The sequence below is a fragment of the Rhizobium johnstonii 3841 genome, assembly GCF_000009265.1.
GTDB classification, from domain to species: domain Bacteria; phylum Pseudomonadota; class Alphaproteobacteria; order Rhizobiales; family Rhizobiaceae; genus Rhizobium; species Rhizobium acaciae.
In genome coordinates this window covers 1,156,234-1,175,220 of sequence record NC_008380.1, presented here as the reverse complement: position 1 = coordinate 1,175,220, position 18,987 = coordinate 1,156,234, and the positions used below count along the sequence as shown (strand labels likewise).

The 18,987-nt window shown below is 63.5% G+C and carries 19 protein-coding genes; 8 read left to right on the top strand and 11 right to left on the bottom strand.

What is annotated here, in order from left to right:
- The first annotated feature begins 18 nt into the window (after positions 1-18).
- Complete coding sequence (locus RL_RS05670) at positions 19-477, top strand: thiol-disulfide oxidoreductase DCC family protein (protein ID WP_041936197.1); 459 nt, start codon at positions 19-21, stop codon at positions 475-477.
- Complete coding sequence (locus tag RL_RS05665) at positions 474-2,195, top strand: SDR family oxidoreductase (protein WP_011650822.1); 1,722 nt, start codon at positions 474-476, stop codon at positions 2,193-2,195. The genes RL_RS05670 and RL_RS05665 overlap by 4 nt, the downstream gene beginning before the upstream one ends.
- A 635-nt stretch (positions 2,196-2,830) precedes the next feature.
- Here the strand turns inward: RL_RS05665 and RL_RS05660 are convergent.
- Positions 2,831-3,742, bottom strand: coding sequence for a DUF1499 domain-containing protein (locus tag RL_RS05660; RefSeq protein WP_011650821.1), 912 nt, complete (start codon positions 3,740-3,742; stop codon positions 2,831-2,833).
- A 339-nt stretch (positions 3,743-4,081) separates the two neighbouring features.
- On the opposite strand from RL_RS05660, the gene RL_RS05655 reads away from it, so the two are divergent.
- Positions 4,082-4,474, top strand: coding sequence for a hypothetical protein (locus RL_RS05655; protein ID WP_011650820.1), 393 nt, complete (start codon positions 4,082-4,084; stop codon positions 4,472-4,474).
- Positions 4,475-4,489: 15 nt separating this feature from the next.
- Here the strand turns inward: RL_RS05655 and RL_RS05650 are convergent, their stop codons facing one another.
- A complete protein-coding gene (locus tag RL_RS05650) occupies positions 4,490-4,735 on the bottom strand; it encodes a hypothetical protein (protein WP_003557210.1) in 246 nt (81 codons plus the stop codon).
- A 124-nt stretch (positions 4,736-4,859) separates the two neighbouring features.
- Between RL_RS05650 and RL_RS05645 the strand changes: the two genes are divergently transcribed.
- Both RL_RS05645 and RL_RS05640 read left to right on the top strand, forming a co-directional pair.
- Positions 4,860-5,057: a hypothetical protein gene (locus RL_RS05645; RefSeq protein ID WP_025393517.1), complete on the top strand. Its 198-nt coding sequence runs from the start codon at positions 4,860-4,862 to the stop codon at positions 5,055-5,057.
- Between the two features lie 265 nt (positions 5,058-5,322).
- On the top strand, positions 5,323-5,601 hold the full coding sequence (locus RL_RS05640) for a hypothetical protein (protein ID WP_011650818.1): 279 nt from the start codon (positions 5,323-5,325) through the stop codon (positions 5,599-5,601).
- Between the two features lie 37 nt (positions 5,602-5,638).
- Here RL_RS05640 and ppdK read toward each other — a convergent pair whose 3' ends face one another.
- The 8 genes from ppdK to RL_RS05600 form a co-directional block, all read right to left on the bottom strand.
- Positions 5,639-8,347, bottom strand: a complete 2,709-nt coding sequence (gene ppdK / locus RL_RS05635; RefSeq protein ID WP_011650817.1) for a pyruvate, phosphate dikinase — start codon at positions 8,345-8,347, stop codon at positions 5,639-5,641.
- A gap of 829 nt (positions 8,348-9,176) precedes the next feature.
- Positions 9,177-12,638, bottom strand: coding sequence for a chromosome segregation SMC family protein (locus RL_RS05630; RefSeq protein WP_011650815.1), 3,462 nt, complete (start codon positions 12,636-12,638; stop codon positions 9,177-9,179).
- Between the two features lie 96 nt (positions 12,639-12,734).
- On the bottom strand, positions 12,735-13,511 hold the full coding sequence (locus RL_RS05625) for a DsbA family protein (RefSeq protein WP_041936196.1): 777 nt from the start codon (positions 13,509-13,511) through the stop codon (positions 12,735-12,737).
- A 202-nt stretch (positions 13,512-13,713) separates the two neighbouring features.
- The gene (locus RL_RS05620; protein ID WP_011650813.1) at positions 13,714-13,938 is read right to left on the bottom strand and encodes a type II toxin-antitoxin system RelB family antitoxin; all 225 of its coding nucleotides are present in this window, start codon (positions 13,936-13,938) and stop codon (positions 13,714-13,716) included.
- Positions 13,939-14,098: 160 nt separating this feature from the next.
- A complete protein-coding gene (locus RL_RS41100) occupies positions 14,099-14,230 on the bottom strand; it encodes a hypothetical protein (RefSeq protein ID WP_326492026.1) in 132 nt (43 codons plus the stop codon).
- Positions 14,226-14,612 carry a Fic/DOC family protein gene (locus RL_RS05610; protein ID WP_041936195.1) on the bottom strand — a complete coding sequence of 129 codons (387 nt, stop codon included), beginning with the start codon at positions 14,610-14,612 and terminating at the stop codon, positions 14,226-14,228. The genes RL_RS41100 and RL_RS05610 overlap by 5 nt, the downstream gene beginning before the upstream one ends.
- 3 nt (positions 14,613-14,615) lie before the next feature.
- Positions 14,616-14,813 carry a hypothetical protein gene (locus tag RL_RS05605; protein ID WP_011650812.1) on the bottom strand — a complete coding sequence of 66 codons (198 nt, stop codon included), beginning with the start codon at positions 14,811-14,813 and terminating at the stop codon, positions 14,616-14,618.
- A 117-nt stretch (positions 14,814-14,930) separates the two neighbouring features.
- Entirely contained in the window at positions 14,931-15,428 is a 498-nt protein-coding gene (locus tag RL_RS05600) for a DUF721 domain-containing protein (protein WP_011650811.1), read from the bottom strand.
- Between the two features lie 108 nt (positions 15,429-15,536).
- Here RL_RS05600 and mutY point away from each other — a divergent pair, with 108 nt between their 5' ends.
- From mutY to RL_RS05585, 3 genes are read left to right on the top strand one after another with little or no spacing between them, the layout of a single operon-like run.
- Positions 15,537-16,640: an A/G-specific adenine glycosylase gene (gene mutY, locus RL_RS05595; protein ID WP_011650810.1), complete on the top strand. Its 1,104-nt coding sequence runs from the start codon at positions 15,537-15,539 to the stop codon at positions 16,638-16,640.
- A gap of 2 nt (positions 16,641-16,642) precedes the next feature.
- Positions 16,643-17,257 carry an HAD family hydrolase gene (locus tag RL_RS05590; RefSeq protein ID WP_011650809.1) on the top strand — a complete coding sequence of 205 codons (615 nt, stop codon included), beginning with the start codon at positions 16,643-16,645 and terminating at the stop codon, positions 17,255-17,257.
- Positions 17,258-17,260: 3 nt separating this feature from the next.
- Complete coding sequence (locus RL_RS05585; protein ID WP_011650808.1) at positions 17,261-17,626, top strand: nuclear transport factor 2 family protein; 366 nt, start codon at positions 17,261-17,263, stop codon at positions 17,624-17,626.
- Between the two features lie 166 nt (positions 17,627-17,792).
- Here RL_RS05585 and RL_RS05580 read toward each other — a convergent pair whose 3' ends face one another.
- Entirely contained in the window at positions 17,793-18,935 is a 1,143-nt protein-coding gene (locus tag RL_RS05580; RefSeq protein ID WP_011650807.1) for a site-specific DNA-methyltransferase, read from the bottom strand.
- Positions 18,936-18,987 lie beyond the last annotated feature (52 nt).

Genomic DNA, 18,987 nt, shown 5'->3' with positions numbered 1-18,987 from the left:
GGTCATGAGGGTGGGGAGATGATGATGCGGGCTCAAGCCGATTACAGCTATCGCAACGATGCCGATGTGCCCGCCTTTGCCGATGACCGACCGCTGATCATCTTCGATGGCGAATGCGTGTTCTGCACCGGCTGGGTGAAATTCGCGCTGAAACATGACAAGCAGCAGCGATACCGCTTCCTGGCGGCGCAGACGCCGCTCGGCGAAGCGCTCTACCGGCATTACGGGCTTCATGCGCGCGATTACGAGACCAATATCCTGATCGAGAACGGCCGCGCCTTCTTCAAGTCCGACGGCTCGATCCGCATGGTGGCGGGGCTCGGCTTTCCCTATTCGCTGGTGAAGATTTTCCGGCTGCTGCCGCGGCGGGCGGCCGATGCGCTCTATGAATTCATCGCCCGCAACCGGCTGAAGATTGCCGGGCGGCAAAGCTGCATGGTGCCGACGCCGCAGCAGCGCAGCCGTTTCATCACATGAGCGAGGACCGGTTTTCGCTGCTCATCATCGGCGGTTACGGCACGTTTGGCGGGCGGCTTGCCCGACTGCTTGGCGATGAACCGCGGCTCAGGCTGCTGGTTGCCGGGCGGTCGCTTGAAAAGGCTGACGATTTCGTTGCCGATCTCCGGACGCCGAAAGATGGAGCCGAGGGCCTGGGAAGCAACAATCTCGGCGCGATGGTGCAGGCCGTCAGCTTCGACCGAGACGGCGATCTCACCGAACAGCTGACGCGGCTGAGGCCTCATCTCGTCGTCGATGCCTCGGGGCCGTTCCAGACTTTCGGGAAGGATGCCTATAGGGTGGTCGAGGCCTGCATCGATCTGAGCATCGATTATGCCGATATCGCCGACAGCACCGGCTTCGTCGCCGGCGTCGGTGGGCTGGATGCGGCGGCCAAGGCCAAGGGCACCTTCGCTCTGTCAGGGCTCAGCAGCTTACCCGCCCTCTCCTTCGCAGCACTCGATGCGATGGCGCCGCATTTCTCCCGGATCGAATGTGTCGCGGCGGGCATTGCCCCCTCGCCGCATGTAAAGATCGGGCTCAATGTCGTGAGGGCGATCGCGACCTATGCCGGCAAGCCGGTGGCGGTGCTGCGCCATGGATCGCCGGCCTCCGGGCGCGGGCTGATCGATGCGATGCGGGTGACGGTGGCGCCGCCGGGGGTTAAGCCGCTGCGCAGCCGGAAATTCCTGCTGGTGGATGCGCCGGATCTCAAGCTGCTGCCGGCACGCTTTGCCGGCCTGCAATCGACTTTCACCGGGGTCGGCACGGAGCCGCAGCCGCTGCAGCGCTTGCTCAGCCTTGCGGCAAGGCTTGTGCACTTCCGGCTATTGCCATCGCTGCAGCCGTTTGCGCGGCTGCTGCAACGTGCGAGCCATAGCTTCGCGATCGGCGAACATCGCGGCGGCATGTTCGTCCGCATCAGTGGCGTCGATCACGCGGGAAAGCGGCTGTCCTGCGGCTGGCATCTGATTGCCGAAGGGGATGACGGGCCGTTCATTCCGGTCATCGCAGTGGACGCGCTGGTGCGCCGGCTGCTGACCGGCATCCGGCCGGAAAATGGCGCACGGCCGGCGGCCGGCGAATTGCAGCTTGCGGATTTCGAAGCGGCCTTCCAGCGGTTTTCGATCACATCCGGCATCACGATGGAAAACGAGGAGGCACGCCAGCCGCTCTACCAGAGGATCCTCGGCAGCGCCTGGGAGCGGCTGCCGCCCGCCCTCGCCGCCCTGCATGCCGGCGGCGCGCGCGTCGCCTCCGGCCGGGCGCGGATCGAGCGCGGCAGCGGGCTGCTGGCGAGGATCGTCGCTCGCCTGATCGGCTTTCCCCCGGCGGGCGAGGATGTGCCGGTCACGGTGCGTTTCGTGAGCGATGGCGACAAGGAGATCTGGACACGCGATTTCGGCGGCACGGTCTTCCGCAGCTGGCAGGTCGAGGCAAAGGGCCGCGACCGAGATCTGCTCGCCGAAGTCTTCGGGCCGTTCCGGGTGCTGATGGCGGCGGAGCCGGATGGCGAAAAGCTGCGGCTCGTGGTGCGCGGCTGGCGGTTTTTAGGGATTCCGCTGCCGATGTTTCTGGCGCCTGGCGGGGATACTTATGAGGAGGAGCGGGATGGGCGGTTCCACTTCCACGTGGAGATCGGCGGGCGACTGACGGGGCTGGTGGTGCGGTATACGGGGTGGTTGGTGGTGGAGTGAGGGGCGTGCGCCTTTGCGCGGATAGCTGCCCCTCACCCTAACCCTCTCCCCGCTCGCGGGGCGAGGGGACGTGCCAAACGCAACGTCGGTTGAGGAAGACGGCGCGGCATATCCTCTTCTCCCCAGCGGGGGTCCGAAGGACGGGTTGAGACGGGTGGCTCAACCCAGGCAAAGGTGCCCGAAGGGTCGGATGAGGGGGCCACACGGCACGCCCTCTCATCTTAACTATCCCGCCGGGCCGACGCGAGCGCGGTCGAAGCCCGCATGAACGTTGTAAGGAAAGACCGGCTTCGCCGGCCCCCTCATCCGCCCTACGGGCACTGACCGGGGTCGAGCCGCGGGTCTCGACCCGTCCTTCGGACCCCCGCTGGGGAGAAGAGGGAATCGAGAGGTTCCGGCGATTCCCCTTCGCCCCGCGAGCGGGGAGAAGGTGGCGGCAGCCGGATGAGGGGCTGGTCTCGGCGATCTCCTGGGCCGCGGACCTCGCTTCCGATAACAGCCCTTGTCCTCTTATTGCGGTACAAGGTTGTCGAGTTTGCCGCACCCTATCCCGGCCCTTCGCTTTGGGCTCAGGGCGTTCGCCGCTGCAATCGATTCACTGGATCGATTGCTGCCGCCTTTGGCGGCACCGCGGCTCACCCACCCGCAATTCCCAACAGCTCGGCATCCAGCGCCTTCAGATAATCGCCGGCGATTTCGGCGCTGAAGCCGAGGTCGTGTTGGCCGTAGCGGGAGGCGACGCGGATGTCGACGAAGGTGGTTTCGGCCTCTTCGCGGAGCCGAATGATGATATCGAAGCGCAGCCCGAGGATCAGCGTGCGGGTGGTGCCCTGCAGCGTCACGCCGTTGGCGCCGCGGATCAGCTTGGCGACGTCGTCGTCATAGGGGCGCGGCGTCGGCACGGGGACGATATCGGGCGCATCGGCCACGGCATCGTCGCTTGGCCGCGGCGGCTTGACCGGCCTGTCCTCGGGATCGCGGCCGGGCTCCGTGTCGCCACTGCTTTTGGTGATGGTCATGCCGCTCATCTTGGCGACCTTGCGCACTGCTTCGAGCACCCGGTCGAGCGCGCCCTCATAGCGCCGGCCGGTGAGTTCGGGATAGGCGGCGAGCTGCTTTTCGCGATCCTCCGGCGTCACATCAACGTTGCGTTTCAGCCAGATCTGGTCGGAGTGCGGCGGCGAAAGCCAGTCGGGTGCGGAGACCGGATCGGTGGAAACGTCGTATATATCGGGCCGCGTCATGTAACGCTCGGTGGCATAGGCGCCGAGGCCGAGCGGAAAGGCGGCATAGATCAGCGCCGCCAGCGCCGCCAGCCCGCCTTCGGCACCCGTCATCCAGAGGCTGCGCAGCCCGACTGCGGCAAGCATGGCGGCAAGCAGCGCGCCGCCGGCGGCGGCAATCAGCAGCAGCACCAGATAGGGTGTGGCGAGGCCGCCGAAGCGGTGGGCGATCATCACCGCCAGCGCCAGCACCAGGGAAAACGCCCCGAGCAGCCGCGAAAAGCGGGCGGCGTTGGAAACGGGGCGGTCGAAGCGGATGGCCATCAAACTTACCGGTTGCTCGTCAGCGCCCGCGCGTTCGACCACGCAAATCGCCTCAACCCTGTTTAGAGCATGATGCCGAAAAGTGTGAAGCGGTTTTCGGACGACATCATGCTCTATTCCTTGATTTAGATCGGGATTCAGATTTTAGGCCGGCCCAGCCTAAAATCATCCGGATCTGGGGTAAGATTCGGCTAAATTGAAACTATTGTCTGAGGCATTGCGTTGGAATCCACGGCGAAGGCCATGGCGAAACGGCGGCTGCTTCATAAGCCCTTGCTGATATGTCAAAAAAAGGTCATTCTGCCGGGGTTTTATCTCCAGATGTAGAGGAGAGACGGGATGATTTCACCCGAGATTGCAGCAAGGCCGCAGGCGTCTGCGCTTGGCGGGATCGACCACCAGTCCGAGCCGATGCTGCCGATGGAGCTGCTCGAGCTCGAACTTTCGCTCGAAGGTTATGCCGGCGGCGATGCCGGCTTCTGCGAGGCCGTGCGCCAGGCAGCGGCCCGCTCCGGCGGCGAATTGCTGTTCGACCTGCCGGCCGGGGGCCTGGTTCAGGATTGCCGGCGCATTGCCGTGCTGCGCATTCCTGAAGACGGCCAGGAGATGCGCGTCGTGCTGGCGCTGCTCGACGATAACGGCACCGAGATCCGCATGCAGGCGCCCGATGAAGAGACCGCGCCGCTGGTGCGTTTTGCCGATGCCTTCATCGAACTGCTGGAACGGATCTAGTTCTAGATCAAGATGTTAGCGGCGCTCGGCCGCGGCTTCCGCAACGCTGCGGAACGGAAACTTGCGCCCGCATTCGCACTTGATGACGAAATTTTCCTGATGGTTGGACGGCCGCTGCACGCCAAAGCCGCGCGGCAGCTGATCGACCTTGAAATCCGGGTGCTTGCGCTTGGGATCGTCAACTTCCGAGGCTTCGGCAAAGCCCTCATTGCCGCATTGCGGACAGCTCAGTTTTTTCGAAAATCGATCGCGAAGGGCCATGCTCGTTCCAAGGTTTCCGGCCGCTCATGGAGTGGCCATGCTTTCCTCATACATAGGAATGGCCCTCGGCGAAAGTGGAACCAAGTGCCGAGGCTGCCGTTCCTTTTTCGAAAAGGAGGCACTCATGCCCAACAGAGACCCAATCCCGACACCCAATGCCGATACACCGCGCGGCCCGACGCCGACGCCCGGCATTCCCGACCGCATCCAGGAAAAACCGCCGCTGACACCGGCGCAGGACCCTGCTGATACGAAGAATCCTCAGGATCCGCCGCTTAATCCGGCGCTGCTGCCGATCGGGGATCCGGCTGGGGCGGCGTAGAGCATACCGCGGCTGTTAGTTCGTGCCGATGGCTGCCCCTCACCCTAACCCTCTCCCCGTAAACGGGGCGAGGGGACGTGCCATACGAGAGGTGGAGGAAGGGGAACGGAGAGGTTGCAGCGGGGTCCCTTCGCCCCGCGAGCGGGGAGAAGGTGGCGGCAGCCGGATGAGGGGCTGATCTCAACGATCTCCCGGGCTAAGGATGGCTTGACGCCCTCGCCCGAATGGCCTTTCCTCATGGAGAAGCATTCCAAGGAATACACCGATGCGCATTCGTCTTCTCATCACCGTCATGGCCACCATCGTCGCCGGGCTCTCGGCCTGCCAGACGATGACGCCGGAGGAGCGGCGGGCCGCGGATGAGCAGCGGTGCCTCGGCTATGGCTTCCGGCGCGGCACGGATGGGTTTGCCACCTGCCTGCAGCGCATCGATCTCGACCGGCGCGCCGAATCACGGGCGCAAAGTGCGGAGATGATGGACCGCATGGCCTGGGATCTGAACGGGCCTTATATCTACCGCGATCGCTGGCGGCACCATCACTGAGGGCCAGGGGCGCCCTGCCCCACACTCCACCGATATTTTACACGCTCGCCCGTAGGTCTTTCGGACCGCGCCTGACATCTTCCAGACTGCCTGCAATCACCGCCTGCGCCGCCGCTAACCTGGCGATCGGCACGCGGAACGGCGAGCAGGAGACATAATCGAGGCCGATCGTCTCGCAGAAGCGGATCGAGGCCGGGTCGCCGCCATGTTCGCCGCAGATGCCGAGCTTCATGTCGTTGCGGGTGCGCCTGCCGCGTTCGGCGGCAATGCTGATCAATTCGCCGACACCATCGAAATCGAGAGAGATGAAGGGATCGTGCTCGATGATGCCCTTGCGCTGATAGGTGGGGATAAAGGCCGAGGCGTCGTCGCGCGAGATGCCGAAGGTGGTCTGCGTCAGGTCGTTGGTGCCGAAGGAGAAGAATTCGGCGGCTTCGGCAATCACATGGGCGCGAAGGGCGGCGCGCGGCAACTCGATCATCGTACCGACGAGATAATCGATCTTCATACCGGCTTCGTTCATGACGGCGCCGGCGACCTCGTCGATGCGCGCCTTGACGTAATCGAGCTCGGTGCGCAGCCCAACGAGCGGCACCATGATCTCCGGCACGACGGCTGCCCCGGTCTCCTTGGCTGCGGCGACCGCCGCCTCGAAGATGGCGCGGGCCTGCATCTCGACGATTTCGGGATAGGAGATCGCCAGCCGGCAGCCGCGATGGCCGAGCATCGGGTTGAACTCGTGCAGCGCATCGACGCGCTGGCGAAGCACGGATGCCTCCATGCCCATGGCGAAGGCGACCTCGGCGACCTCGTCGTCGGTTTTCGGCAGGAATTCGTGCAGCGGCGGATCGAGCAGGCGAATCGTTACCGGCAGGCCATGCATGACGGTGAAGAGGCCGGTGAAATCCAGCCGCTGCATCGGCAGCAGCTTGTCGAGCGCCACCCGCCTGCCCTTCTCGTCGACAGCAAGGATCATCTCGCGCATCACATGGATGCGCTCGCCCTCGAAGAACATGTGTTCCGTGCGGCAAAGGCCGATGCCTTCGGCGCCGAAGGAGCGGGCGGCCAGCGCATCGGCCGGCGTATCGGCATTGGTGCGCACCGTCATGCGGCGGGCGCGGTCGGCCCAGCCCATGATGCGGCCGAAATCGCCCGACAGCGCCGGCTGGATCATCGGCACCTCGCCTTTCAGCACCTGGCCGGCCGAGCCGTCGATGGTGATGATATCGCCCTTCTTCAGCGTCACGCCGACGCCGAGCAGCCGCTCGTTGCGCACGTCGATGCGCATGGTGCCGGCGCCGACGACGCAGGGGATGCCCATGCCGCGGGCAACGACCGCCGCATGGCTGGTCATGCCGCCGCGGGTGGTGAGGATGCCTTCGGCGGCATGCATGCCGTGAATATCCTCGGGGCTGGTCTCGACCCTCAGCAGGATAACCTTGCGGCCTTCGGATTCCGCCTCGACGGCCTCTTCGGCGGTGAAGACGATGGCGCCGGTGGCAGCCCCCGGCGAGGCCGGCAGCCCGCTGCCGATCACCTGGCGGGTGACGCGCGGATCGATCGTCGGATGCAGCAGCTGGTCGAGGCTGGAAGGCTCGATGCGCAGCACCGCCTCGTCCTCGGTAATCACCCCCTCGTCGACCATGTCGACGGCGATCTTCATGGCCGCCCGCGTCGAGCGCTTGGCCGAGCGGGTCTGCAGCATCCACAGCTTGCCGCGCTCGATGGTGAATTCGATATCCTGCATGTCGCGGTAATGGATCTCGAGCTCGGTGCAGATGCGGCAGAGCTCGCGGAACGCCTCCGGCATCAGCTTTTCCATCGAGGGTTTTTCGGAGCCGGAGGAAATCCGCCCCTCCTCGGTGATGCTTTGCGGCGTGCGGATGCCGGCAACGACATCCTCGCCCTGGGCATTGACCAGGAATTCGCCGTAAAGCGCCCTCTCGCCGGTCGAGGGGTTGCGGGTGAAGGCAACGCCGGTGGCCGACGCATTGCCGAGATTGCCGAAGACCATCGCCTGGATGTTGATCGCCGTGCCCCAGCCTTCCGGAATATTGTGGAGATGGCGGTAGGTGACGGCGCGCGCGCTCATCCAGCTGGCAAAGACGGCGCCGACCGCGCCCCAGAGCTGGACTTCGGGATCCTGCGGGAATTCCTGCTCCAGCTCCTCCTCGATCAGCTTCTTGTAGAGCGAGACGATGTGCTGCCATTCCGAGGCGCTGAGTTCGGTATCGAATTCATGGCCGAGCTTGGCCTTCTCGTCTTCCAGAATCTCCTCGAAGGCGTCGTTGCCGAGCCCCATGACGACATCGGCATACATCTGGATAAAGCGGCGGTAGCTGTCCCAGGCAAAACGCGCATCGCCGGCATCATGGCCGAGCGCCTGCACCGTCTCGTCGTTGAGGCCGAGATTGAGCACCGTGTCCATCATGCCCGGCATCGAGACGCGGGCGCCGGAGCGCACCGAGAGCAGCAGCGGCTGGCTGACGGAACCGAAACGGCGGCCGGTGATTGCCTCGATCGCCGCTATGCCGGCGCGCACCTCAGCCTTCACCTGATCCTCGATGTGACGGCCGTTCTTGTAATAGGTGTTGCAGGCGTCGCTGACGATCGTCAGCCCCGGCGGCACCGGCAGTCCAAGCGCGCACATTTCCGCAAGATTGGCGCCCTTGCCGCCCAGAACCTCGTGATCGCGCGCCCGGCCCTCAGCCTGCCCGTCGCCGAACCTATAGACCCACTTGGTCATCTTCCCCCCAACACCAAATCAGGATTAGCTTAATCCGTTGGTGTTGAAATGAAAATCGACAAATGCGGCAGAATGTTGCGCTGCACAATAAATCGTACGGCAGCCGGCGGTCAAAACGATTGAAAGATGGCCGAGATGAAAAAAGGCACAAAAAAAGCTTTGCGGGACTGCAACAATGTCCCGCAAAGCCTTGTTTCCGTCCGGCCAGGAAAACCGGACGGGGGGTCCCTCAACCCAGGAACGATTCAGCTTTTGCAAAACAGAACCGCTCTGACCTTCGTTCTACGCAATTCCTGGGAAAATGGATCGCCACTTCCCTGGATTTGCTCCAACGGCTTCCGGTTCTTGCCCTCGCCCGGAAAACCGCACGCAAATTCGACAATGCGCAACCTTTGGTCGCTCGCTTTCCAGCAGAGTAATTAGGTTGCGTTGAAACAACTTCTAATGCAAGTCAGCGAAAAGAGCATCACCCAAATGGGGTACAGACCGCAAGGAAGCCGACCTTTTTTGGTGTTTATTTCTTGTCAATTGACTTTACGCAATTTCCGGGCGCAAAACCGCGCCGCACCTTTGCTGAAATTGCGTCTGCGCTTGGCGTCGACGTGGATGCTCGGAGCAGGCCCACTGCTGTCCGATTGGCGCTAGTGGCTTGCCCCTAACCCTCTCCCCGCTCGCGGGGCGAGGGGACGTGCCAAACGCAACGTCGAGATTGAGGAAGCCGGTGCGGCATATCCCCTTCGCCCCGTTTACGGGGAGAAGGTGCCGGCAGGCGGATGAGGGGCTGCTCTCGCCAATCTCCCCGACGCAGAAAACGCGTTCGTCGAAAACCTCAGGCAATCTCGCGCAGGCGCTCGGCCATTTGCAGGTCGACGGAGACGAGTTGGGAGACGCCCTGCTCGGCCATGGTGACGCCGAACAGGCGGTTCATGCGGGCCATGGTGATCGGATTGTGGGTGATGATGACGAAGCGGGTTTCGGTGGAAGCCGCCATTTCGTCCATCAGGTTGCAGTAGCGCTCGACATTATGGTCGTCGAGCGGCGCGTCCACTTCGTCGAGCACGCAGATCGGCGCCGGGTTGGTGAGGAAGACGGCAAAGATCAGCGCCATTGCCGTCAGCGCCTGCTCGCCGCCGGATAGCAGTGTCATGGTCTGCGGCTTCTTGCCGGGCGGACGGGCGAGGATTTCGAGGCCGGCTTCGAGCGGATCGTCGGATTCGATCAGTTGCAGCTCGGCGGTGCCGCCGCCGAAAAGATGGGTGAACAGCCGCTGGAACTGGGCGTTGACGATGTCGAAGGCGGCGATCAGCCGCTCGCGGCCCTCGCGGTTGAGGCTCTGGATGGCGCCTCGCAGCTTGCGGATCGCATCGATGACGTCGTCGCGTTCCTTGATCAGCGCTTCGAGCTTCTCGCTCAGTTCCTTCTGTTCCTCGTCGGCGCGCAGGTTGACGGCACCCAGCCGCTCGCGCTCGATCCTCAGGCGTTCCAGCTCGCGCTCGACTTCGCGCGGATCAGGAAGCGCCTGCATGGTCGGGCGGCCGGTCAGCTGCAGCGCCTCGTGCGGGGCGACGTTCAGGACCTCGCGGATGCGGCCTTCGCTTTCCTGCCGCTTCTCGCGGGCGGAGACGAGGCGCTCCTCGGCGCGGCCGCGGCGCTCACGGCATTCGGCAAGTTCCGACAGCGCCGTCGTTGCCTTCTGGTCGGCTTCGCGCTGGATGCGTTCGGCCTCGGCCAGAAGATCGCTGGCCTGGCGGCGCGCCTCCTCGGCCTTCTGCAATTCGCTGAGCAGAGCGCGGCGCTTGTCGTCGAATTCATCCGGCGCCAGTTCGAGCTCGGCAGCCTCGTCGCGCGCCTCTTCCTCGCGCTCGCGCAGCGTCGCAACATGGTCTTCGGCGCTTGCCGCCCGCTGGCGCCAGGTCTCGCGCTCCTGGCCGATCGCCATGATGCGGCGCTGGCGGGCTTCGTTTTCCCTCGCCAGGCTTTCATGGCGGGCGCGGCTTTCGGCCAGCGCGCCACGATCGGTCGCCACTTCCGCCTGCTGGAACCGCAGCCGCTCGTCGATCGCAGTCAGATCGGGCGCATCCTCCAGCTCGATGCGGGCATTCTCTTCCTGGATGGCGATCTCCTCCAGCTGCGCGCGCAACTGGCTGGCGGCCTCGCTGACGACATCACGGCGGCGGATGAGATCGCCGGAGGCACGCTCGGCGGCAACCAGCGCATCGCGCGCTTCGGCCAAATGACGCGCCGACAGGCGGCTCATGTCACGCGCCTCGGCAAGCCGGCGCTCCTCGGCGCGGATCGCTTCGGCAGCGGCTGCCTGCCGCTCTTCGGCTTCGGCAAGCACGTCGCGGGCAAGGGCCGCTTCACCTTCGAGTTCGGCCAGGCGGTTCTTCTGGGCAAGGCGCAGTGCCGCCGCACTCGGGGCATCGGCACCCGTCACATGGCCGTCCCAACGATAGACCGCACCCTCTTTCGTCACCAGCCGCTGGCCGGGCTTCAACGCCGTCATCAGCGACTGCGCATCGCCTTCCGCGACCAGGCCGATCTGGCGCAGGCGGCGGGTGAGTGCCGCCGGCGCGCGGACATGGGCCAGCAGCGGCGCAACACCGGATGGAAGGGCGGGATCGGCTGCGCCATCGCCATTGTCGGACCAATGGGCCGGCGCCTCGGCATCGAGCGGCGATTCCAGATCGTCGCCGAGGGCGGCACCGAGTGCGGTCTCGAAGCCGCGATCGACCTTCAGCTCATCGGCAACCGGCGGAAATTTGCCGGCCGCGGCACCGGCTGCGAGCATGCGGGAAATGGTGCGGGCCTCGGTCTCCAGCGCATTCAGGCTAGAGCGGGCCTGCTCGACGGGGGCGCGCGACAACGCCTCGGTCTGGCGGGCGCTCGCCAGCGCCTGATCGACCACCTGAACGGCGGCTTCCGCGTCGGCGACGGCGATCTCGCCGGCTTCGACGATGGCGCGTTTTTCATCGGGATCGGGCAGGCCGGCGATCTTCTCGCCGACGGCTGACAGTTCCTGGTTTGCCTCGTCCATCTGCCGTTCAAGGCGCATCCGGCGGTCGGTGAGATCACGGATGGCGCGTTCCAGCTGGTTGCGGCCGGCGGCGGCCTCGGCGCGCTCGGCCGTCAGCTGGGTGAAGATGCGCTCGCTGTCGGCAAGTTTTGCCGCCGCCTCCTCGAAGGCCTCGCGGGTTTCCTCGGCATAACGGCCGGAATCGGCGAGGATTTCTGAAATCTCCGCCTCTTCGGCATCGAGCCTCGCCAGGATGACGGCATTATCGGCCACCAACCGCTGCTCGCGGCTTATATCCTCGGCAAGCTGGGCGAGACGGCGGGTCAGCTCGTCACGGCGGCGCAGGATGCGGCCGGCATCCTCCTCCAGCTGGCTTCTGGCGATCTGCAGGCGCTGCAGGGCGGCAGCCGCGCGCGCCTCGCCCTCGCGCAGTTCCGGCAGCTTCAGGCTGGCGATGCCCTGGTTCTTCGCCGCCTCCATCTGCATCTGCGCCTTTTCGGCGACGACTGATGTCGCCTGGTTCAAGGCACTGTCGGCCTCGGCCTCAGCCTCCTTGGCCTGCACCCAGCGGATATGCAGCAGCATCGCCTCGCGGGCGCGGATATCGGCAGACAGCGTCTTGAAGCGGTTTGCCTGGCGGGCCTGGCGCTTCAGGCTCTCGATCTGGCTTTCGAGCTGCGAGGTGACGTCGTCGAGACGCTCGAGATTGCCTTCGGCGGCGCGCAGCCGCAGCTCGGCCTCGTGGCGGCGGGAATGCAGGCCTGAGATGCCGGCCGCCTCTTCGAGCAGTTGGCGGCGGGCCTGCGGCTTGGCCTGGATCAGCTCGCCGATACGCCCCTGCCCGACCATCGAGGGCGAGCGCGCGCCGGTGGAGGCGTCGGCAAACAGCAGCTGCACGTCCTTGGCGCGGCTTTCCTTGCCGTTGATGCGATAGAGCGAGCCCTGTTCACGCTCGATGCGGCGGGTGACCTGGATCTCATCGCTGTCGTTGAAGGCGGCGGGCGCGGTGCGCTCGGCATTGTCGAGATAGAGCGCCACTTCGGCGGTATTGCGCGCCGGGCGGTTGCCGGAACCGGAAAAGATCACGTCGTCCATGCCGGAGGCGCGCATATTCTTGTAGGAATTTTCGCCCATCACCCAGCGAAGCGCCTCGACAAGGTTCGACTTGCCGCAGCCGTTCGGCCCGACAACACCGGTCAGTCCCCGCTCGATGATGAATTCCGTCGGCTCGACGAAGGATTTGAAGCCGACCAGGCGCAGCTTGTTGAACTTCATGCGGAAGCTCCGCAGCGCAGTTCAGGTTTGCCACGCAGCCACAAAAAAACGGGCGCACGGCTTTCGCCGTCGCCCGTTCTATCGAAACGATCCGGTTCAGAGCAGGCTGTCGATGAGCTTCGACAAGGTGTCAACCGGCATGTCTCCAGAGTAGCGCTTGCCATTGATCAGGAAAGTCGGGGTGGCGTTGACGCCAAAATCCTTGGAACCTCTTTCCCGCGTGGCGTTCACTTCATCCAGAAGCTTCTGGTTCGTCAAGCATTTCGTGAAGCTATCCTCAGTAAATCCGGCAAGCTTCGACATCTGCAGCAGTGCGGCGCGGCCATCATCGGCGGCGGCCCAGACCTGCTGCTGCTTGAAGAGCATCGAAACCATCGGGAAATACTGTTCCGGCGTGCTCAACTGCTCCGGATTGGAAGAATTGCAGCGGGCGAGCATGAAGGCTGCGGCGGCGCGCGGGTCGAAGGGGAATTCGCGGATGATGAACTGCACCTTGCCGCTGTCGACATATTTCTGCTTGATCGTGTCGAAGGTGGTGTTGTGGAAATGGGCGCAATGCGGGCAGGTCATCGACATATATTCGACGATCTTGACCGGGGCGTCGGCCTTGCCGAGCGCCATTTCCGGCAGCACGCCGGGCTTCAGCACTTCTGCCATGTCGACATCGCCGTCGGACTCCGGCATTTCGGTCGCCGCGGTGGCCGCCGTCTGCATGGTGTCGACGTTGGTGCCATCAGCCATGGTCTTGCCGGAGGACGAAGCATCGGCAGCGTCCTTGCTGTCGTTGCAGGCGACAAGCGCTACGGCAGCGGCGGCGATGGCGATACCGCTGAGCAGGCGGCGTTTCGTCAGTTGCATTTCGGACATCTGCATGGATTCCCCATAACTAAAGATATTGACGGCATGACTGTGCGATATAACGGCTTGCGGCCACTCACAAGGCACGGTTCGCCAACTTTCTTCAAAGAATTGTGACCGTGGGAAGACGACTAGACCAAAAATTGCAGGATTGGAGGTTTTGCCCGATTTCATCGGCAGACATCGCGGCGGCTGCCAGCCCGTATCGGCTGGTCGCTCAGTTGTCCAACCCGTAACGCGCCGTCAGCTCGGCCAGCGGCACAGTATCGCCCTCGTCGCGGCGAAGTTCTTCGAGGCGCCTTTCGGCAAGATAGATATCTTCGACGTCGTCGAGATGCGCGAGGATGGCTTGCCGCACATAGAAGCACTTGCTGCGGCCGGTACGCCTCGAAAGCTCAATCAGCCGCGCTTCAATATCAGCGGGCAACTGCAAGACCAGCATGATTTTTCTCCCGTCTGCTCTGCAAGTATGGCATCCGAGGCGTTCGATCGCCAGTGCCTCTACACCGCCGAGGAATATTCAAGAGGTTAGCGTCAAGGTTCGGTGACGATGTCGAGGATCAGCGTCGCTAGCGGCTGCTCGGAGCCCGCAAAGCTCTCGATCATGGCCTCGATGACACGTTCACGATCCAGCACTTCGGCATTGAATGGCAGGCCGACATGCCGGGCCAGAAGCGCGAGAAAGTCAATTGGGTGCGGCCATTGCCTTCACGGAACGGGTGGATGGCGTTAATTTCGGCAAGGAGGTGCGCCGCCTGAGCCGCAAAGCCAGCCGGGTGTCAGCCCCTCGAAATAATCCGCCTGGGCCAGCTCCTGGAAAATCCGATTGAGCTCTTTCGCGATGAATTCCGGGTAGCAGAACCAGTTGCCACCTTTACCGATACGGATGGTGCGAATCTCACCGGCCCAATCGTAAACGTCCTGGAACAGGTGGTGATGAAGGGCGAGATAGTGAGTGACATCCAGATAACCCTCCGGCCAAGGTTCTTCCGAGCGGAGCACGAACATCGTTGTCTCGAACTCGTCGAGCTCGCTCTGGTCCGTGAGGTCCAGTTTGTTGCGGAGCACGGTCGTGCCCGGATAACAGAGGGGATCGGATTCGGCGGTATAGACCAACGCCTAAGCGGACTTGCGCGTGAACTGTGCGCGGATCGCCTGGCGGCGTTCTTCGGGCGGCTGATCCTTGGTCTCGGCGAGGAGCTTGCGCATACGCGGGCTGAGGACCAAGCCTTCAACCGCACTGATCTTTTCGGCACCGGCCTGGGTCAGGCCGCCGGTCTTGGCGTTACGGGTCAACTTGGGTCTTTTGCTAGTCATGGGTTAAAATCTAGCACGACCTTACGCGGATCAGCAAAAGGAATTCGCTTAGCTGAAGTCAACGCTCATGATTCACGGCAAGTACAGTTCAGGCTGGGGACCCATGACCGTAAAGGGTTAGCGTTGATTCCCCCGCTTCCCCATCACCGCCGTGCCCAAGCGCTGGATCGCCTGGCGCAGCTTGTCGTTCTCTATCCCCTCCATCATGCCTTCGAGCTTGCGGGCGGCTTCGCCTTTCAGCGGCGGCGGGGTGCGGGAGCGGCGGATGGCTTGTGAGACCGGCTTCTGGACGATGCGGATCTGGTGGACGGCGGCGAAACCGAAGAAGCTGTTGATGCGCTGGATGAGTTCGCCCTGTGCATGGGTGAGGAACAGCGCACGCGCGCCCTCGCAGGCAATCGTCAGCACACCGGGCCGGAAGCCGCCGGTCTCATCGCCGCCGCGGGCCCAGGCGATCTTTTCCGGCCGGGTGCAATCGGCGAAATCTTCGCCGGCAATTTCGCTCCACGAGCCGAGCAAAGCCGTGTTGATGCCGGCGCGCCGGGCGAGCACGGGATCGATCAGCCCGTTCGCCAGCTCGGAGATCTGCTTTGCACCTTTACGTGGATAACTCATCGAAACCCTTCAGCGACGCCGCCAATTCGCATGCCAATTCGTATTGGCGACTTGATCGCGCGGCATTGCTTCGCCAAGTATAGGCACTTCCCCCCATCGCGGCAAATCATGACGATCACCACACTCGACACGCCCTTAGCCAAGCCCCTGCTCGACTGGTACGATCGCCACCACCGCGACCTGCCATGGCGCGTTTCGCCTGGCATGGCGGCCCGCGGCGTCAAGGCCGATCCCTATCGCGTCTGGCTGTCCGAGGTGATGCTGCAGCAGACGACCGTGCAGGCGGTCAAACCCTATTTCGAACGGTTTCTGCAGCGCTGGCCCGAAGTGACCGATCTTGCCGCAGCCGAAAACGATGCGGTGATGGCGGCCTGGGCGGGGCTTGGCTATTATGCGCGGGCCCGCAACCTGAAGAAATGCGCCGCAGCGGTGGCGAAAGAGCATGGCGGCATCTTTCCCGATACTGAAGAGGGCCTCAAGTCGCTCCCCGGCATCGGCGACTATACGGCAGCCGCCGTCGCGGCCATCGCCTTCAACCGGCAGGCGGCTGTCATGGACGGCAATGTCGAGCGGGTGATCTCCAGGCTCTATGCGATTTCAACGCCGCTTCCGGCCGCAAAGCCGGCGATGAGAGAGAAGGTGGCGCTGTTGACGCCCGCCGATCGGCCCGGCGATTTCGCCCAGGCGATGATGGATCTCGGCGCGACGATCTGCACCCCCAAACGGCCGGCCTGTTCGCTCTGTCCGTTCCGGGGTGCCTGCGAGGCGCTCAAACTTTCCGATCCCGAGCTCTTTCCGGTCAAGGCGGCAAAGAAGGAGAAGCCGGTCAGATACGGCGCGGCCTTCATCGCGGTAACAGGTGATGGCGAGATCCTGTTGCGGCGGCGCATCGACAGCGGCCTGCTCGGCGGCATGACCGAGGTGCCGACGACGGCGTGGACGGCGCGCATCGACGGCGAGACCTCAGCTGATGCCGCGCCCTTCGACGCGGCATGGCAGTCCTCTGGCACCGTCATCCATGTCTTCACCCATTTCGAGCTCAGGCTTTCGATCTGGCGTGCGGCAATCGCTGCCAAAGTCGCCATGGATGACGGCCGGAATGACGGATGGTGGGAGCCGGTTACAAATCTTGAAGCCCAGGCCTTACCAACCATCATGAAAAAAGCGATCGCAGCGGCTATTCCTCTCGCGTTTAAAACATCCAAGGGATGACCATGACCACCGACATAAGACATATCGTTTTCGACATCGGCAAAGTCCTTATTCATTACGATCCGCATCTTCCTTTCAGCCGCCTCATCCCTGACGAGACCGAGCGCAACTGGTTCTTCGCCAATATCTGCACTCATGACTGGAACATCGAGCAGGACCGCGGCCGCACCTGGGCGGAGGCCGAAGCCCTGCTGATAAAACAGCACCCGGCGCGCGAAGAGCATATCCGGGCCTTCCGCAAATATTGGCACGAGATGGTGCCGCACGCCTATGACGACAGCGTCGCGATCATGGAAGGGCTGATCGCGGAGGGGCGTGATGTAACGATGCTCACCAACTTCGCCTCCGACACCTTCCGCGAGGCGCAGGCGCGCTTCCCGTTCCTGACCAAGCCGCGCGGCGTCACGGTTTCCGGCGATGTCGGCCTGATCAAGCCGGATATCGCGATCTACGAGACGCATACGAAAAGCTTCGGCCTCGATCCGGCAGCGACGATCTTCATCGACGACGCGCCTGTTAATGTCGAAGGCGCCAAGGCTTTCGGCTGGAATGCAGTGCTATTCTCAGGCCCGGAAAAGCTGCGCAGCGATCTCGCAGGCTATGGGGTGAAGGTCTGAACCATGGCCTTTGACCCGGCAAAGCAAATCGAACTCTTCCACGCCGCGATCAACGCCCTCGATTTTCCCGCAATCGAGGCCTATTTCGCCGAGGATGCAACCTATGTCTCGAACGGCGTCGGCAGTCTTGCCGGCCGCGCCGAGATCATGGCTGCCTTCCGCCGTTATTTCGACGATTATCCCGATCAGACGGCGGAAAATTCGCTGGTGGAAACTTTGACGCCGCTCTCCGGCCGATCGGTCTGGTCGGTGCGCGCCACCCACAGCAAGACGGGCAAGCCGCTGATCCGCGAGGGCGAGGAGACGATCACCTTCAACGCGGAAGGCCGCGTCACAAGGGTCGAGGTCACCGATTACCAGGAGTTCTGATCGGGAGTTTTGACTGGAGCAATTACAGCAAAAGTATCGAGCGGTTTTGCGTCCGGAATTGCGCAAACAAAAAGAGGACGCCCGGGTTTGACCCCGGGCGCCTTGGTCTTCTTCCGCAACTGGAGGGAAATCGGAAGAAGGTATCTCGATCTCGCGAAGGTGGTGCTCACTCCGCCTTTGCCAGATCACTGCGGATGACGGACCTGAGATCGTCGATCGGGCGCAGGGACTGCCCGTCTTCGAAATGCCAGAAGGTCCATCCGTTGCATGCATCGAGACCCTGCACCTTGGCGCCGAGACGATGAATGGAGCCGGCCTCGCCGCCTGAAGCTACTGTGCCGTCGGCGCGGACAATCGCGCTATAGCGGCGCCTGGCGTCGGTCAGCACCTGGCCGGGCTTGATCAGGCCGCTTTCAACAAGCACGTTGAAGGCGACGCGGACCTCGGCCTTCTTGCCGGTCATGACGGTCAGTTCCGCCTTGCCGAGCGGCTCGACGGCGGCGATGCGGGCCGAGGCCGCATCGATATAATCCTGTTCGCGCTCGATGCCGACGAAGTGACGGCCGAGACGCTTGGCGACGGCACCCGTCGTTCCCGAGCCGAAGAAAGGATCGAGCACGATATCGCCGGGCTTGGTCGAGGCCATGATGACGCGGGCGAGCAGCGCTTCCGGCTTCTGCGTCGGATGCGCCTTCTTGCCGTCCTCGCCCTTCAGCCGTTCGCTGCCGTTGCAGATCGGGAACAGCCAGTCGGAGCGCATCTGCACGTCGTCATTGGCGGCCTTCAGCGCATCGTAATTGAAGGTATAGCCCTTGGCCTTGGCGCTGGGGCTTGCCCAGATCATCGTCTCATGGGCGTTCTGGAAACGGCGGCCCTTGAAATTCGGCATCGGGTTGGTCTTGCGCCAGATGATGTCGTTGAGGATCCAGAAATTCAGATCCTGCAGCGTGGCGCCGACGCGGAAGATATTGTGATAGGAGCCGATTACCCAGATAGAGCCCGTCGGCTTCAGCACCCGCCGGCAGGCCAGCAGCCAGGCACGGGTGAAGGCGTCATAGGCCTCGAAGGAGGCGAACTGATCCCAATCGTCGTCGACCGCATCGACCAGCGACTGGTCGGGACGATGCAGCGTTCCGCCGAGCTGGAGATTATACGGCGGATCGGCAAAGATGATATCGACGGAGTGGCTGGGCAAGGCTTCAAGGGCGCTGACGCAGTCGCCCTTGATGATCGTGTCGACCCAAGAAGCCGGCCGGGAATCCGACTTGACGGAAGCCTTGAGGTCGGCAAGCGGAAAAACTGATGCCATTCTGATACTCACTCATACGCTCTACGCTTAACTGTCCGTTATGGTTACGCAA